Below are 16,581 nucleotides of genomic sequence, written 5' to 3' on the forward strand. Positions count from 1 at the left end.
GCCACCCGGCGCGCCCCGGCGCCCGGCATCCCCGGCAGAAGCCGCCCGCTCCCCTGCGCCGCCACGGGTCCCGTCACCCGGTGCGGCGCCACCCGGTCAGAACCGTCCCGGCCAGGCCCGCGCAGCGTCCGCTCCCCCGGGCCCGCCAGGTGGTCCGGCTTTCCTGCGGTACCGCCCGGCCGACCGGGGTCCGGCGGGGCAACGGTCCGCTCTCGGCCCCTCGCTCACACGGGCCCTGATTTTCCGTTACTTCCGTCGAAGAGAGCCCGCGCCGCCGCGCCGCGGCGCGGGCGAGCTCTAGCCGGTGCTCTACCAGTGCCTCCGGTGTTCATCGGTGGACAGCTCCTCCGCACCGGGCTCCGGCCACACGCTGAAAGGCCGGACTGCTGCCGCCGACGGGACATCCCCGTCGGCGGCAGTCGGTTGCGGAACGGTCCGGCACATTGCGGACACGGCTCTGCCCGCTCGTTCCCTGCACGTCCGGGGCGGCGGCCACCAGGGCGGGAGCTCTCCAGGGCCCCATTACCGCTTGAGCGGTAATGGGGCCCTGGAGAGCTCCCGTCAGATGAGGCCTTCGCGCAGAGCGTAGGCCACGGCTTGGGAGCGGTTCTTGAGCTGGAAGCGGCTGGTGACGTCATGGAGGACGTTCTTGACGGTGCGTTCGGAGTAGCAGAGCTTCTCCGCGATCTCACGGGTGTCACGGCCGTCGGCGACCAGGCGCAGGACCTCGACCTCGCGGCTGGAGAGGCCGGTGAGGTGCATGTCCATGGGTGACAGGACCTGGCGCTGGAGACGGCCGACCTGCTGGAGGAGGCGGCCAAGGAGATCGGGAGGCAGAGTGCCCTCGCCGGCCGCTGTGGAGACGATCAGCTGGGCGAGCCGGGGAGCGGTGGCCTCGGTTCGGCGCACGACCGCACAGACGCCGACTTCGACCACGTTCAGCAGTCCGGCTTCATCGAGCGCGCCGATGACCAGGATGATGCGGTGACAGCCCCTGCGGCTGAGGCTGCGCAGAGTGCGCATGGCGGTATCGGTGAGGGAATCGGTGGCCTCGATGACGACTGTGTGCTCGTCGACGTCGTCGGCCCCCATCAGTTCCACCTCGGGCCGGGGGCGCAGGGCCGCTTCCAGTCCGGCTTCGGTGATCGGGTCTGCGGCGTGCACGTACACGGGAATTCTGGTGATCATGACTGCTCCTCAGCTCGGCCCAGCGGGTAGGGAGCGAATGCCCGACACCTACACGGGTTCTGGGGCCAGTGCCCGGATAACGAAGCGAGGCGCTTGCACCGAAGTCTGCCTCTCTCGACGTAGTTAGCATGCTTCGCTGAAGATGCCCGACGCCCCAGGAGGTACCCCTAGGGTTTCGCCTAGGGCTGCCCCAACGGCTCGGCCCCGTGACTGCCCATCAGGGCACGCGGGCGGCCGCGCTTCGGGTACGGCGGACGAGGGACAGGACCGGGACAGGCCGGATCCCCGGGGATCCCCCAGCAGTCGGAGAACAGCGGCCTGCTGCCCGAACGGCCTGTGCCGAAGGCTGCCGGTTCCGCTCCACAAGAAGGCCTGACAGGTGGCGAGTTGGGCACGCCCTGCCCAGGAGCCTGCCCCGGGCACACCGAACCCCGGCCACGCCTGCCCCCTCAGGGGGTGCCCGCTCGGGCCGGCGCAGGCAGGTCTGCGGCACGCGGGGCTGGACGGTGTGGCTCGGGTGGCCGGAGTTCGCGAGGGTGAACTGCCGTCGCGGTCCGTGGTCCACCTCGCTCGGATTCGCCCGTGAGGCGTCCGTCGGGGGTGCAGCACAGGTGGACGGTCTGGCCGGCGGCCCATCTGGGGTCTTGGTGCCGTTGGTGGGCGGAGATGTTGTCCCGGCTCACGTAGCCCGGGCGCCGTCCGGCGAGCGGCCCGGACCGGCCTCTGCGCAGCCAGGGTGTCGAGCGTGCTTGGTCCGCTCCGGGGCTGGTGAACCCCTTTCTCTTCTTGGTCCGCCGAGCTTGTGCTTTATGTTCTGGTTCGGTCGCGTTCGGTGATGGCCTCGGGGCGTCGGGCGGTTTTGCCGACGTCGTACCGGGCAGCGGGGTGCTGGTTCTTTGAGCCGGGCGGTCTGCCGGGGCCGGGCCTGGTGGGTCTTGGCGCACGGGTCGGGCAGGGCAAGGCCGGGCGGAGGTTCTGAACCCCCGGCGGACCCGGTCGCCGGGCCTGCGGACGTCCTCGACGAGGGGTCGGGCGAAGCGGAGTTGGCCGCCACGCCTGCGTGCGCCGGATCGGATGCTCCGTCCAACCGCGCGGGGCCCTGCCGCCGCCCGTCCGGCGAACGTGTGCGGTCGCCGCGCTAACGTGGTTCCTGCGGGACCACGCTCGGCAGCTCGCGCCGGGAGGTGATCCCGAGCTTCACGTAGGCGTGCCGAAGGTGGTACTCGACGGTCTTCGTACTGATGCCCAGCTCTCCGGCGATCTCGAGGTTGGTCCGGCCCCGACCGGCGAGCCCTACGGTGTCGGCCTCGCGGATGGTCAGCTGCAGCAGCACCACGCGGGAGGGAGCCGGTACCCCACACCCTTCGAGATCCCGTGCCGCGTCCTCCGCCAGTGGCTCGGCTCCCAGGAGAAGGTAGGTCCGGTGGGCCGCCCCCAGGTGGCCGATGGCGCCTCCCGGGTCGCTCTGGGCCAGGAGCCGGCCCAGGCAGTGGGAGAGGCGGGCCCGTTGGAGGGGCGACTCGTCGGAGCCCGACACTACGAGGCCCTCCCGGTAGTGCTGCAGGGCCTGCTCACGCTTCCCGTGAGCTTCGGCCAGGGCTCCTGCGCAGCGTGCCGCCCAGGGCAGGAGGTAGGGAGTCTGCTGGGCGAGATCGGTCAGTTCGGCGAGGGCGGCCCGGCCCTCGCCGAACTGACCGGCCGAGATCAGGGCCTCGGCGCGCAGCGGTAGCCACCAGGACCGCCACAGGCGCAGAAGGTCTTCGGGACAGTCCTCCAGCGGTTTCAGTGCGTTGAGTTGGGCGTCTGGTGTCCGTGCCTGCTCTGCGAGGGAAGCTGCTGACAGTGCCAGGTAGAGCGGGTCTGCGGGTATGGACACCTGCTGGGCGCGTTGGACGGCCGCCCGGTGGTGCTCGTGGGCTTCGTGCCAGTGTCCACGGCTTGCGGCGAGTATGGCGGTGGCGGCGTGTGCCGGCACGTAGTCGGTCGCGCGGTGGTGGTGCTTTTCCACCAGGGCCACCACGTGCTCACACCGGGCTGCGGCGCTGGCCCAGTCGCCCGCCACGTACTGGAACAGGGCGAGGAGCGGCTCTGCTGCTATGCCTTCGTTACTGAAGGTCTCGTCGCCCTCGGTCTGCACCAGGCTCGACAGGTCGTCGATTCCCGAGCGCAGTTGCCCGGCGAGGCAGCGGCACACGCCTCGGGCCAGGAGTAGGGACCGCTTGGCGCCGCGGGTGCGTGAGGCCACTGGCACCTTGACCCGCCGCTCCAGGAGCTGGAGCGCCTGGTGCGGCCCGTACAGCCCGCCTTCGACGAGGGTCAGCAGAGTCTGGGCGATATGGAGCAGGTGGGTGGTCGGCAGCCCCAGCTCCAGTGCCTTGGTCAGGCTCTCGGCTGCGGGTCCGGCTCGGAACTCGGTGAGGTGGGTCGCTCCTAGGAGGACGAGGGCAAGGGCCTGGGAGTCGCTGTCGCCGGCCTGCTGGGCTGCGGTGGCCGCTTCCCTGAACAGTCCCTCGGCCTGATCGAATTCCGCCCGCGCGAGTGCGAGCTGCCCCAAGAGGGCCAGCTTGCGTTCTGAGGCCCCGTGCCGCACTCGTTCGGCCATCCTGTACGCGTGGCCGAGGTCACCGGTCTGCAGGCGGTACTCGAAAGCGGTCGTCAGGTACCGGGTGCGCAGTTCCTGATCGGGGGACAGGCCGGCGGCCCAGGTCAGCAACTGTGCGGCGTTGCCCAGTCGGCCGACTGCCAGGTTCTCCTCGGCAGCGGCCTCCAGTTCTGCGGCCAGAGACCCGTCGACCCGGCTGGCGGCGGCGACCCGGTGTCCCCAGGCCGAGTAGGTGTCGGACAGCGGCACGGCTGCCAGGTGCAGGGCGCGTCGGCGCGGGGCTGTGGTGCATTCGCGCACCGCCGCCTGGTGGAGCGGGCTCGCCATGGCGACGAGGCTGAGCTCCGGCCCTGGCCACCAGTGCACCAGCCCGGCGTCGAGCAGTTGGCCGAGAGCGGCCGTGGGTTCGTCCACGCCGGCGACGTGGCCCGCCACGGCCAGCGGCACCCTGTGCTGGAAAACGGCCACTGCTTGTGCCAGGCTCATCGCGTCGGGTGAGGAGCGCTCGAGGATCTGACGGACAGTCAAGGCGAAGAGCTGGGGCGCCGGCAGCTGCTCCTCTTGGTCCAGCGCTGTCGTCGAGGGCCCCAGCAGCATCGCGCGTACGTGCGCTGCGACGCCTCCGGTGTGGAGGCGTAGTCGCTCGGCGGTGTCGTAGTCAAGGACGTGCCCGTGCTTGGCCGCCAGCTGGACGATGTCGTTGGCGGTGAAGCCTTCCAGGCTTACCGTCCGCTGCCATGGCGTGGCGGTGACGAGGCGGTCCCAGAGTCGGATGCTGTCGAAGCGGTCATAAGGGGGTTCGGTGCGGGGGCCGGCCGGTCCGCTGCGAACGGTTCCCACGAGCAGGATCCGCTGGCGCCAAAGCCGACGTGCGACGAAGGCCAGGGCCTCGATGGAGGGGGTGTCTGCCCATTGGAGGTTGTCCACTACAGCCACCAGGGGCGCGCGCTGCTGACAGTTCTCCATCAGCTGGGCCAGAGCCGGGCCGACGGCGGACACCGGTTGCTCGCCAGGGATCTCCTTGAGTGGCACCGGGAGTACCGCATCGGCCCGGCCGATCAGTTGGCGGACCACCCCGAAGGCGAGGTCGCGCTCCGCTTGGTCGGCTGTTGCCCACCACACTGCCCGGCCCGGGGCCGCAACGGTGGCGTGGCGTAGCAGGGAGGTCTTCCCCGCTCCTGGTTCGCCTTCGACGGTCAGCACCCCGGGGTGGCCGTCCGCCGAGTGTCGTGCGCATTCGTTGAAGGCCGCCAGTTCGTTCCGCCGGCCGACGAAGGCTGTGCCGTACCTGTCCGTCTCGTTCATCTCGAGTCACCGGAGTCCCCTGGACGATCCGATCCAAGGCCGTCGCGTGGGGTGGGTCGAAGCGCGCACCACGGCGCGGTCGGGGTGTCGGTGGCCGGAGGTCCTGGTGCTCGTCCGACTGTGGTCAGGACTTCGGCGGCGGGATCACGTTCCGGTACCGGTGGAGGGGTGGCCAGCCTCGGTAGCGATTCTCGGAGCGGCATCCTCAGTCCCGGGAACCGTGCAGTTTGCTGGCAATCGAGGGCCACGGGGACATTCTCGCAGAGGGGGGTGGAAGTACCAACCCTTTCTGTGCCCGGTGGGTGCCCGGCTGGCGGGTGGGGCCAGGGGTGTGGTCAGCGGTAGAGGCGGAGGTAGTCGATCGAGAATGTCTTAGGGGCGGAGTCGGTCGGCGCGGGGTGGTACCGCCCGGCACTGATGGAAAGGTTCTCGATGATGTAGGCGGACCAGTCGGGGCCGACGCCGGTGTTGTCGGAGTACACCGCGACACCGTCGACGTACCAGGTGACAGAGTTTGCCCCGTACAGGGTGCCGATGGTGACCCATCCACCGGGCCGGATGGAGCTGTGCTGGTAGTAGTCGCCGCCGGATCGGACGTGGTTGGTCAGCTCGAGAAGGGTGGAGTTGTTCGGGTGGTACTCGAAGCTGTCGATCTCGTTGCGCCCGTCCTTCCAGGTCCACAGCGCTGGCCAGGGGCCTGCTCCGCTGGGGAGCTGGACGCGGGTCTCGATGTAGTCACCGGTCTGGGCTTTGATCCCGTTGCGGGTTCCTTCGGTGGTCAGCATGCCGGTCGTCCAGGCCTGGCGGCCGTTCTCCAGCTGTTTAGAGGAGGGGGCGGCGGTGATGGTGGCGATGCCGTTGACGACGGTGATCGCCGACGGGGACAGCCAGTCGAGCTTGTTGTCGTCAGGGTTGTGGTCCCCGTAGCGGTAGCTGGTCGTGCTCGATGTGTTCCAGGTCGCCGGATCCAGTGGCGCCGAGAACTCCTCCCCCAGGATGAGGCTCTTGCCGGCGACCGGCCCCGTGCTGTTCCCGGGAACCGTGGGGGTGGGAGCGGTCGGGGTGGGGGTGCTGGGGTTGCTCGGGGTAGGGATGGCGGTCGGTCCCGGTGTGACGGCAGGTACGCCCGGGATGGAGGGGATGGCCGTCCAGGGTCCCGTCGGCCAGCCCGTACCGAGGGGTGGCAGAGTGGGGAGCGAGGGCAACGGGGGTATCGCCGGTGCTGTCACGGTCGGCAGGTCCGGGATGCTCGGCAGGGATGGGAGCCCCGGCAGGGAGGGTAGGACCGGCAGGGAGGGTAGAGCCGGCAGGGAGGGCAGGGCCGGCAGTTTAATCGTCGGGCAGAGGTTCGACAGCATCGGGATTCCGCGTCCCAGGGCCGCGAACAGGTTGGTGAAGGTGGTCGGCCACTTGGCGGGCTGTATGCGGCACACGATGACGGTGGTGCCGCCGGTGTCGGCCGGAGCAGTGGGAGTGCTGGCTGCGAACGCCGGGGAGGTAAGAGTGAGGGCCATGGTCGCCACCAGGGTGGGAACGAATCTGGGGATCGGAAGATGAGGTGACATGGCTGCCCATCTCGTGCTGGTCCGGGTCTTTGTCGTGGTATCGGCCAGCCTAGGAGCGGGAGTTGTACGGCGGCTGCCCTCGGTGTCTGTCCGTTTGGGAGGTGAACACCGGAGCCTTCCAGCTCGCGCTGCCCTCTCGGGTACGGGGTCCGGGTCAGTCGCGGGCGCTACGTTGCAGCTGGTGGTCAGAGACCGTGCCTTGAGTGGTCATCGCAGGCTGAGCTGCATGCCGGGGACGATCAGATCGGGGTTGTCACCGATCTCGGCATGGTTCGCATTGTAGATTCCGTGCCAGTTCCCCAGGCCGTGTGCGGCTGCGATGCCGGAGAGTGTGTCACCCTCCTGGACGGTGTAACTCCCGGAGGATGCCGAACTGGAGGACGCGCCACTCTTCGGGGTGGTCGCCTTGCTCGTCTCTCCTGAGCCGGTGGTGTTCTTGGGAGTCGTGGTGGTGCCCTGATCCGTGCCGGTGGCCTTCTTCGTATTCGTGCTTGATGTCGCCTTGGTGTCTTGCCCTGAGGTGTCAGCCTTGGCGCTGGAGGATCCTGCGCTCAGTCCTGCCTTCTTCGAGCAGACCGGCCATGCTCCTGGCCCTTGGGAGGCAAGTGTCTTCTCCGCGACCGCGATCTGTTGGGCCTTGCTGGCGAGATCGGCGCGGGGTGCGTACGACTTCCCTCCGTACGCCGCCCAGGTACTGGACGTGAATTGCAGGCCACCGTAGAAGCTGTTGCCTGTGTTGGCCTGCCAGTTACCGCTGCTCTCGCAGGCGGCTACGGCGTCCCAGGTACTGGATGAGGCCGCGTGGGCCGAGGAGGCAGCCGACAGGGGCAGCACAGCGGCGAGCACAGCGATGATCACTGCGGACACCCATGCGATCACGCTAGAGCGGGATGTGCGAGCGGGCGACATGGTGACTCCTCTCTCACGCCGGGGGCGGAACAGCACTTCCATGCGAACCGGCTATCGAAAGCCTCGAAGTTCGTCAGCACTGACGCTCACCGCATCGATGCGGTTGCCCCAACTCCTGCCAGAGTGCGAATCCAGTCCCCGGCTCGCCTGGCAGGATCAGGCGTGACGAGCGGGGGCGTTCTTTTGAACTCCTTGCACCGTAGGCGTACGACCCGACCGATCTCAAGGGCGGCCGGCACCCCGGCCAATGCTGAGGCCCCGTCAAGAATCACCGCCTTCCCGCACGGGCAGCGCCCCAACCGGAACAGAGAGAAGGCATCCTGACGCTTCGTCGGATACGGCGATGCGATCAGACCGCGCCCACATCTTCGCCCATGCCGCCCGGCCGGGTGAACGTGAATGCCCGTTCGTGCAGACCTCCCGGATTTAAGCTCCGCCCCCCGCCAAGGGGGGATCGGCGGCCGAGCTCCACGCGGCTGCAGGCGGCTGTGGCCCGGCCGCATCGGCCGGAGATGGATCGCGAGGAGTCTGATGTTCCGTCACATCGCCGACGGGGCCGCCAAGCATCCGTTCCTCGCGGCACTGGCCCACGCGCCGGCTCCGGGTCAGCCAGCGGAAATCCTTCAACTAACCGGCCACCATCGGGCTTTGAAACTCTTTCACCGGCAGCAGAGCATTCACCCGCGCCACAGTCGTCGCATCGCGGGGGGCAGACACGCATCGGCCTCCACCCGTCTGCCACGGCTTCGCGAGCACGCCGCAACAGGCCGGACCGGAACTGTACGAGGACCTACGTACCGTGGACGATCGAACTGATCGGCGCTGCTCCCCCCACGCCAGCTGAAGCAGCGCTCCGCCTATGCGGCAACAACGTGCCAGCCCACGAGCTGCTCGGAGTGTTCACCCATTGGCGGGTCATCGCGGGTGAGTCTGACGGGAGACTCCGGACGTGGACAGTCGGTCGCGGAGCGGATCGCCGACGACATACCCGCGTCGAGCGGCACGCTCTCGCGCTCGGTCGCCAGCGTGGACATGGGTGGCGCTCCCTCCGGACGTCTCGGTCCGGTCCCGCGCGAAGCGCCTGGGCCCCCGGTTGCACGCCTCCCCGGCTGGGAGGGCCTCGACGGGCAGCGGGCACGCCGTGGAATCGAGTGCTCACTGCCGTCAAGTACCGGCCGTGTCTGGAGAACCAGGGGTTTCCTCAGCGCTGAGGTCGCTGTGCCGGGAGCACCCGCAGCCTGGCCAAGACGGGTACCGGGGAACGTAGCCCGCCTCGCCGATGATCTCGACCGGCGCCAGCACCTCCTGCCGGTTCCCGTCCGCGGTGACCCGGTACACGGACACGGTCAGGCCCCGGCGCCGCTGCTCCGGAGGCACCCAATCCGGGGAGTTCACCGCAGGCCCGCCAGGAGTCGGGCGCGGCGCCCCGTGGCCAGCTGACACTGCACCAGGGCCCGGTGCAGGGCCCGGTCGACGTTCGGAACGTGGATGGCTGTGATCCGGTTGTCCGGGCCGATGTCAGCGAAGACGCGCGGGTCTGCGGTCAGGCTACGGCGGCCGAGGCGCCGTGCCCTTCCGACGGCGGCTTCCCGCAGGTCGCGGCGGAGCGTGGTGTCAGGGGCGCTGCGGCGCGGGGCGGGCGTGCTGGTGTTCACGGTCTCCTCCGTCCGGTCGTGGCCGACTGGCGTGCACCGTGTGCACGGGTCCATCATGCGCCGGCTGGTGCACGGAAACAGCTTGACGGCCCGTCACAGAACCATGACGGAGAATGCCTTCATGATCGCTTCAGGTGAAGGGATGGACTACGCACCCCTTCAGCTCACATCACGATCTGGTGATAGTACCGCTGGGTGAGGCCCTGTTCCGGCGTCGTACACATTCCAACCGGCCAGGTGCACGCCAACCACCGCTGCCGACAGCATCTGCTGGCCGTCCTCGTGGGTGCGGAATCAGCACAGGGCGGCGGAGTCGGACCACAGGTCCTGGATCAGGGCGGAGCGTCCGTGCTAGCCACCGTGGCGCTCGCCGATCTCGGTGAACATGCTGATCATGTCCCGGACGGCGGTGGTGCGTTCGGCGCCCTCGCGGACGTACGCCAGCGGCGGGTGCATCGCGGCCACCGAGTACGCCGAGGCGGCCAGGAACCTGCGAGGGTCCAGATCAGCTCTCCGCACCCGCGCGAGGACGTCCACCGGGTCGGGACCGATGATCAGCCCGACGCCCCGATCGGATTCTTCCACCGGCGTAGCCCGAGCTCGGCCGGCGAGTAGCTGCATCCCGTCCTGCGGAACACGGCCTCGCCGGTGAAAGCGGCGCTCCCGTCGTCGGGTTCGGCCCCCGCGGCCACCTGTGCACCGTCAAGGGCCTCACCCGCAGGCGGACTCCGGCTTCGGCGGCTGCCCGGAGCACGCTGCGGGCGAGTGCGTCGAACGTCATGTCGGCGTCGGTGATGGCGGCTTCGAGCTGATGGTTCGTCACGGGGTTGGCCATGACCTGCACCTTCCTCGGTCCCGGGTGGCGGTAGCACCGTAAAGACAGCAGGCCCTTCTCGGCAGGGACTTGGGGATAGGAACACCGGTTGACCTGGTGTCAACCGACCGAGAACGCGGGCCGACACCGGCTCGGGGCACCCCAGGCGGCTGACTCCGACCGCTACCGCCCCGATGGCCCCCGCCGTCCGGAACGGGCAGCCCTGGTGACCGGAGCGGGCCCTGCCGGCCCTGGCTCCGACCAGAACAGAACCGACCCTTCGGACCAGGCCCTGTTCTCGTATAGCTGCCGCCACCCGGCAAGCAGCTCAGAGTGATGGTCAGAGCGTTCCGTAACCGTCTTCCGGGTCGCGCGACAGCGCAGTCGGATCATCGACCCGATGTGCTTCCCGAGCTGCTGGCGCGTACGGTGGGTGGCCGTCGGGGGGAGGTCGCCCTCCCGGCAGGGAGCTTAGGCTGCGGACTGATTGCCTGTCAGCCACCGCTCGCGCCGAGGCGCTGAACAAGGCGATGGCGGTGCGCCGCGAACGCGGCGAGCTCAAGGTCGGCATCGTCACCTTGGAGCAGGTGCTGGAGCGCGAGGACGTGGTCGTCGCGAAGACGCCCGTGCGCCGGCTGCTGGAGGCACTGCCCGGCGTCGGCAAGGCCCGCGCGGACAAGTTGATGTCCGACGTCGGCATCTCCGACAGCCACCGCGTCACGGGTCTCGGTGCCCGCCAGCGCGAGCGACTCATGGAACCCGTCCCGTCCCAGGGCTGACGGCCCGTCCGGGGATTGCCTGAAGCCGTTCGTGAGGGGACCGCAGCGGGCTGCGCTGCGGCGCGGGGCCCGGTCGGGCCCCGCGCCGGCCGCCCTGTCGACGGGGCAGCCCACCACGGGAGGGGAAGTCATGGCGGACATCTGGGTACTGAGCTGGGGCCAGGATCGAGGCCGGAGCGGCCAGTTGGTTCGCGCCGGTGCCATCACCCATCTCCTCGCCTCCGAAGAACGGGTGTCCGCATCGCGAGTCGAGTCGGACGAGGTGGTCCGGCTGGTCGGGAGCACCGGGCCGGGCGCACTCCTGCCCGAGGACTTCCACCTCGCTCTGCTGGTCAAGCTCGGCCAGGCCCGCAAGCAGGCCCGGGACAGTGACAAGGACCTGGTCCTGGTGGCCGACCTCGATGACGACAGCGAATGGGACTGGTCGGTTTTCACCGTCTCCGAGCTGTGGAAGAGCTGACAGACCACCGCTGACCGGTCGGGATGAGGTCAGTAGGTCCAGGCCGATCCTGTGCCCCGGTACTCCTCGACCGGGGTCGGCCCGGTGCCGGGTGCCATGCGCTCGGTGTAGAGCAGGCCGTCCAGGCGGTCGATCTCGTGGGCGACGAGGCGGGCGAGCCCGTACTCGTACTCGGCGGTGGCTGTGGTGCCGTCGGGGGCTGTGGAGGTGACGGTCATCCGCAGTGGGCGCGGGACCTTGCCACGGACGTCGAAGAAGCTGAGGCAGCCCTCGAACTGCTCGTCCGTCAGCTCGGAGACGGCGGTGACCCGGGGGTTCAGCAGGACGATCGGCTCCGCCCCGGCGGCGGGCGCCAGGACGATCGCAGCGGCGCGGGGGATGCCGATCTGCGGGGAGGCCAGGCCCATGCCCTTGGCGAAGGAGTGCACCTCGCCGATCCGCTCGACGGCCGCGAACAACTCCGCGCAGGCCGCCTCGGCGGCAGCCCGCTCGCGGGGCAGGTCGAACGGATCGGCGGGGCGGTGCAGGAGCGGGGTGCCCTGCTGGATGACGCCGAGGGACTGCATCTGCTGGCTGGGCCGCACGTCGATCACCCGGGTTCCTGATCCTTCTGGGGGTTGTGGGGGGTCGGCGCGGAAGCGCCATGCGAGGCGGAAGCGGGCGTGCAGCGGCGGGTCGTCGGTCGACCAGGCGAACTGCCCGCGCTCGCCTGCCTGGTGGCGTTGGCGGGTCGAGGTGGGCGGGGAAGTCGAGGCGGACCGACAGGTGCCCGGTGGAGAGCCGTACGGCGCGCTGGAACCAGTGGCCCCACTTGTCGGCGCCCACCGCGTAGGCGTACTCGATCCAGGTCGCCTCGCCGGGGTAGAGCGGGAAGCGGCCCTGCTCGTTGTCGAACAGCAGCCACACCTCCTTGAAGGCGTCCCGGTGGCGCTTGGCCTCCACCCTCATCTCCTCGGCCTGGCAGGAGGCGCTGAGTGCCAACTCGTCCCAGGTCAGCGGGTGTTCACGGTAGTAGGCGTTGGACCGCTCCGGCTCACCGGGGTAGCGGTCGACCGCGATGCGGATCAGGTACCGGGTGATCGGCTCGGTGCCGGTGTTCCGCAGCCGCCGGCGCATCGTCAGCCGGTAGAGAGCGCCGTCGAAGTGGAGCTCGGCCTCGTCCTGCTCGACCAGGAGCGCGGAGCCGGAGGCGTACGGCAGCTCCGGGCGGCGCGGCGCAGGGGGCGCGGCCTGCGGTCGGCCCTGGACCCGGGCGCTCTCGTACTCGCTCCAGCGCCGCCAGATCGCCCTCCCGGCGTTCAGCACCTCATCCGCCCGGCGGGTGAAGTCCTCGGTCGGCTTGTGCCGGCCGGACTCCATGTGGCTGACGTAGGACGGGTCGAAGCCCATCTTCTTGGCCAGGCTCCGTATCGAGAGAGCGCGGACCTCCCGCCAGTGGGCGACCTCGGCGGCGAACGCCTCCCCGGCCTGCTCCAGGCCGTCCGCTCGTGTCTCCACCCGTTTCCCCGCCCCCGTTGAGTGATGAATGAACGTTGAGTGACAACGGTTCATCATCCCGTCACGAACACGTCTGCCGCGCCAATTACCCCACCGGCCGCCCTCCCGAACGGAGATGACGGCCGGTCACATCGGCAGGCCCCCGGCGATCGGGGGCCGGACCCGAAGGAGCTCACGGCATGGAACCCAGGCACGTGATCGTCCCCGCCCACCGCGGCGGCCCCCTCGACCTGTCCCGCCCGCACTTCACCGGCATCGCCGGCGCTGGAATGTCCCCGCTGGCCCGCCTGCTGCTGGAGAGCGGCAGGCGGGTGTCCGGCACGGACCGCAACCACAGCGCCGCCCTGCGCGAGCTGGAGACCGTCGGCGCCCAGGTGTCCGTCGGCCACGACGCCGAGCGGCTGCCCGCCGACGCCAGCGTGCTGGTGTGGTCCAGCGCGGTCACCGACTCCAACCCCGAGCTCCAGGCCGCCCGCCTGCGGGGTGTTCCGGTGGTGCACCGCTCCGACGTTCTGGCCCAGCTCATCACCACCACCGACCGCTCCGTCGCGGTCACGGGCACCCACGGCAAGACCACCACCGCGATCCTCACCGTCGCACTGGCAGGCCAGAACCCCTCCCACCTGATCGGCGGCACCCCCGTCGGCGGCCCGGCCGCGCGCCTGGACACCGGCAACCTGCTGATCGCGGAGGCGGACGAGAGCGACCGCACCGTCGTGGCCACCCCGAGCGACACCATACGGCTGATCAAGCGCATCCGCCCCGGCATCCCCGCGTACTGGGTGACCGTCAGCGGCAAGATCGATCCGACCCGCGCCGTAGCATTCTTCGCCCAGTTGGGCCTCCGTTCTGGTGGCCTCGATGGCCGTCACGCCCGCCTCCCACTCCTGCCCGCGGGTCAGAGCGGGTCCGCCTCAAAAATCGGCTGACAGGCGGTCAGCGGCGATACCAGGCCGGTGATCTCACAGTGCGACGGTCCGCACCGATACGAAGAAGATCACCGTGGTCACCGGCATGGCCCAGGGCTCGACGAGCTCATAACAGCCGCCACGAGGTGCACGAACTCGGTACCTTCGAGCGGATTCGTGACAGTCCAGGGTTCATTGGGCAGCCGTGGCCCGAGCTGTGGGGCAAGGGCCTGCCGCTCGTGGCCCCAGAAGCGCCACCAGATCGCGACGTTGGGGCCGCGTTCCTTCTGGCTGTCGAGGTGACAGGCCGGCCTCGGAATGCTTTCGGTGAGGCCGAACAGGTCGTAGAAACCCCGGCGAGAGCGGCGGCGGTTGAGGTCCTGGGCGCAGTGCATTGCATTGCCAGGTACAGGTATGCGACCTGCACGCCGATTGGGCCAACAGTGCTGACGAATATTGACCGATCACTGACAATGGCCATAGCGTGATCTTGGCTCATATTTCTCAACGATCGGATATTTCAGTGAAGTTGAACACTCGTGGTCGGACGGCTGCTGGCATGACCCTGGCCTGCCTCGGACTCGGTCTGTCCGGTCTGGCGACTCCGGCGGTGGCAGCTCCCATCGGCCAAGGGGAGATCTACTCCCACCTGAAGATGCCTCACACGCCGACCGACATCGCCCTGAGCCCGGACGGATCGCGCATGTACATTGCCGACCCTGGCAGCACGGGCACAGCCCCCAAGATGTACGTCAGCAACGAGGTCACCAACGTGCTGCAGAAGAGCAGCGCCACGCTCTCGGGCAACCCGATCGCCATCGCGCCGAGCCCTGACGGAAAGTACGTCTACGCTGTCCTCGACAACGGCAAGGGCGCGAAGGTGGCGGTGATCGATACCAGGTCGACCAAGGTCGTCCGCACGGTCGATCTGAAAAACCCTGATGGCCCCGGCGGGAACCTGACCGGGGTGGACGCTGCCCTCCTCAGCCTGGACGGCTCCAAGCTCTACCTCACCCTCAAGAATGAGTCCGGCGAACAGCACGTGTTCGTCTACGAAACCGGCAAGAAGGGGAAGGCGGTCTCCCCGGCGGCGATCGTTCCGGCGAACACGGAGAGCCCGCTCACCCACCTCGTTGCCAGCCCCGACGGCAAGCAGGTCTACGCAGTCGCCGACGCCGGCCACTGGACCGACGTCATACGGATCAACACGGCGACCAACACGGTCACCGACTCCTTCCAACCCCTCAACACGATCGACCCGAGTGGTGACCTCACCGACGTAGCGGACGCAGCCGTCAGCCCCGACGGCAAGCGGCTCTACCTCAGCTCGGAGCAGGCCGTCTTCGCCTACGACACCACGCGTAACGGCGCACCGGTCGCAGCCATCGAAACCCCCGCCGGAATCCCCGGCCACCTGGCCGTCAGCCCCGACAGCACCCACGTCTACGTCGCTGGCGTCGACAACTCCGGCCCGGCCCCTGCCCTGTCCCTGTCCGTGATCGACGCTGCCAGCGCCACCGTCACCGGCATGACCCCTCTCGGCTACGCACAGCACGACGCTGACCACGAGTCAGAACTGGGTAAGGTCATCGCCAGCCCCGACGGCACCCGCGTCTACATCGTCAACAACGACGCCGACACCATCCTCACCGTCCGGCCCTGATGTCCTGAGCCTAGAATTTAATTCATACATATTGACCGGTCCCATGGTGCGGACGGGTCAGCCGAAGGTCGAGTGGGTGTTCTCTGGCAATGAGCGGGCCGCCCTGGAGGGGCGGGTGCCTCGCCGGTCGACGCCGCAGGTCTGAGCCTTGCGGTGCCGAATCATTCGGGAGTGCGCGGGCGGCGCGTCCGACAAGGACGTCACCGAGCGACTGAGGTCCACCCCGCGTGCGATCGGACGGTGGCGGTCCCCGTTCGTCGAGCACCGAACCTCCGGGCCTGGGCGACATGCCCAGGCCCGGAGGTCCTTTCCCCGACCGCAATTCGGTCATCCTCCTGCTCGGCGCGGCCCTCGCCGAGCGGAGCGACGGACGCTCCTGATCAGGGGCTTTGGCTCCGGAAGGATGATGTCCATCATCGAGAGCATGGGGACGAGGAAGCCGCGTCCTCGCCGCTCGTTCACGCCGGAGTTCAAGGCCGAGATCGTCTAGCTGTGCCGCCGCGGTGACCGCACGGTACCAACGAGAACACCAACCGCCTCCTGCGCCAGTACCTGCCCAAGGGCACCAGCATGGGCCACCTCACCCAGGACGGCCTGGACACGATCGCCCTCCGACTGAACACCCGCCCCCGCAAGACCCTCGACTTCAACACCCCAGCCGATGGACTCGCCGCTCTGTTGCGCTGACCGGTCGACTGCACCACGGCTTTCTTCGCGACGGAGACCCGGTGACGGTGCACCCGTTCATCGAGGCGGAGAAACAGGCAGGTCACAACGTCAAACGGGCGTGCGAACTGCTCAAGGTCTCCCGTGCCACCCTCAGTTGCTCCCCCGTCGCGGCGGGGTACCTCTGCGCGAGACGGTCCCGCAGCTGCCCGAGTCGAGTCGGGGTGCTCGTGCCTTCGAGCGCGGTCGGGACAGGGCCACCGCGGCGCGTCAGCGGCGCGTTCGAGTAGGACGCCAGTGACACGACCGCTCGCTGGATGCGACGTGGCTCGGTCCACTCACCGGCGAGGATCTCCTCCGGACGGCGGCACCGCCCGGGGCTGGCCACACTCAGTGCGTCGCGGACCTCCTTTCGCTGCCATGGCGACTCAAGCCACCGCAGCGCGGTTGCCTGATCGCCCGTCAAGTTGATGTCGCGGGGCAGATCCAGGCCGCCCGGGTCGGTGCCGGCACGCCGGGGCCGGCGGTGGCGGGGGCCTCCTTCGTCGCTGGATGGTGAAGGTGCTGTTC

Annotated in this window: 10 protein-coding genes and 3 pseudogenes; 5 read left to right on the plus strand and 8 right to left on the minus strand. The window is 69.3% G+C overall.

Annotation, left to right across the window (positions count from 1 at the left end; all coding sequences use genetic code 11):
* Positions 1–561: 561 nt before the first annotated feature.
* The 7 genes and pseudogenes from OHV05_RS36910 to OHV05_RS36940 all read right to left on the minus strand — a co-directional run bounded on the left by OHV05_RS36910 (position 562) and on the right by OHV05_RS36940 (position 9,809).
* Entirely contained in the window at positions 562–1,188 is a 627-nt protein-coding gene (locus OHV05_RS36910) for a LuxR C-terminal-related transcriptional regulator (protein ID WP_331730580.1), read from the minus strand.
* A gap of 807 nt (positions 1,189–1,995) precedes the next feature.
* Positions 1,996–2,234, minus strand: a pseudogene (locus tag OHV05_RS36915) (transposase); the annotation flags it as partial.
* A 92-nt stretch (positions 2,235–2,326) separates the two neighbouring features.
* The gene (locus tag OHV05_RS36920) at positions 2,327–5,095 is read right to left on the minus strand and encodes an AAA family ATPase (RefSeq protein ID WP_331730582.1); all 2,769 of its coding nucleotides are present in this window, start codon (positions 5,093–5,095) and stop codon (positions 2,327–2,329) included.
* Between the two features lie 335 nt (positions 5,096–5,430).
* A complete protein-coding gene (locus OHV05_RS36925) occupies positions 5,431–6,609 on the minus strand; it encodes a family 16 glycosylhydrolase (protein ID WP_331730584.1) in 1,179 nt (392 codons plus the stop codon).
* Between the two features lie 258 nt (positions 6,610–6,867).
* A complete protein-coding gene (locus OHV05_RS36930; protein ID WP_405021676.1) occupies positions 6,868–7,527 on the minus strand; it encodes a transglycosylase family protein in 660 nt (219 codons plus the stop codon).
* A 1,433-nt stretch (positions 7,528–8,960) separates the two neighbouring features.
* Positions 8,961–9,224: a hypothetical protein gene (locus OHV05_RS36935; RefSeq protein ID WP_331730591.1), complete on the minus strand. Its 264-nt coding sequence runs from the start codon at positions 9,222–9,224 to the stop codon at positions 8,961–8,963.
* A 351-nt stretch (positions 9,225–9,575) separates the two neighbouring features.
* Positions 9,576–9,809 carry a hypothetical protein gene (locus OHV05_RS36940; protein WP_331730593.1) on the minus strand — a complete coding sequence of 78 codons (234 nt, stop codon included), beginning with the start codon at positions 9,807–9,809 and terminating at the stop codon, positions 9,576–9,578.
* Between the two features lie 720 nt (positions 9,810–10,529).
* On the opposite strand from OHV05_RS36940, the gene mihF reads away from it, so the two are divergent.
* On the plus strand, positions 10,530–10,817 hold the full coding sequence (gene mihF / locus OHV05_RS36945) for an integration host factor, actinobacterial type (protein WP_331731166.1): 288 nt from the start codon (positions 10,530–10,532) through the stop codon (positions 10,815–10,817).
* A 130-nt stretch (positions 10,818–10,947) separates the two neighbouring features.
* Positions 10,948–11,277, plus strand: a complete 330-nt coding sequence (locus OHV05_RS36950; protein ID WP_331730596.1) for a hypothetical protein — start codon at positions 10,948–10,950, stop codon at positions 11,275–11,277.
* Positions 11,278–11,306: 29 nt separating this feature from the next.
* Here the strand turns inward: OHV05_RS36950 and OHV05_RS36955 are convergent.
* Positions 11,307–12,828, minus strand: a pseudogene (locus tag OHV05_RS36955) (peptide deformylase).
* A gap of 125 nt (positions 12,829–12,953) precedes the next feature.
* Between OHV05_RS36955 and OHV05_RS36960 the strand changes: the two are divergent.
* The 3 genes and pseudogenes from OHV05_RS36960 to OHV05_RS36970 form a co-directional block, all read left to right on the plus strand.
* Positions 12,954–13,703: a Mur ligase domain-containing protein gene (locus tag OHV05_RS36960; RefSeq protein ID WP_331730599.1), complete on the plus strand. Its 750-nt coding sequence runs from the start codon at positions 12,954–12,956 to the stop codon at positions 13,701–13,703.
* A 538-nt stretch (positions 13,704–14,241) separates the two neighbouring features.
* A complete protein-coding gene (locus OHV05_RS36965) occupies positions 14,242–15,345 on the plus strand; it encodes a beta-propeller fold lactonase family protein (protein ID WP_405021677.1) in 1,104 nt (367 codons plus the stop codon).
* Between the two features lie 513 nt (positions 15,346–15,858).
* Positions 15,859–16,032 (plus strand): annotated as a pseudogene (locus OHV05_RS36970) (IS30 family transposase); the annotation flags it as partial.
* Positions 16,033–16,581 lie beyond the last annotated feature (549 nt).

This window comes from Kitasatospora sp. NBC_00070, from assembly GCF_045041205.1.
GTDB lineage: Bacteria > Actinomycetota > Actinomycetes > Streptomycetales > Streptomycetaceae > Kitasatospora.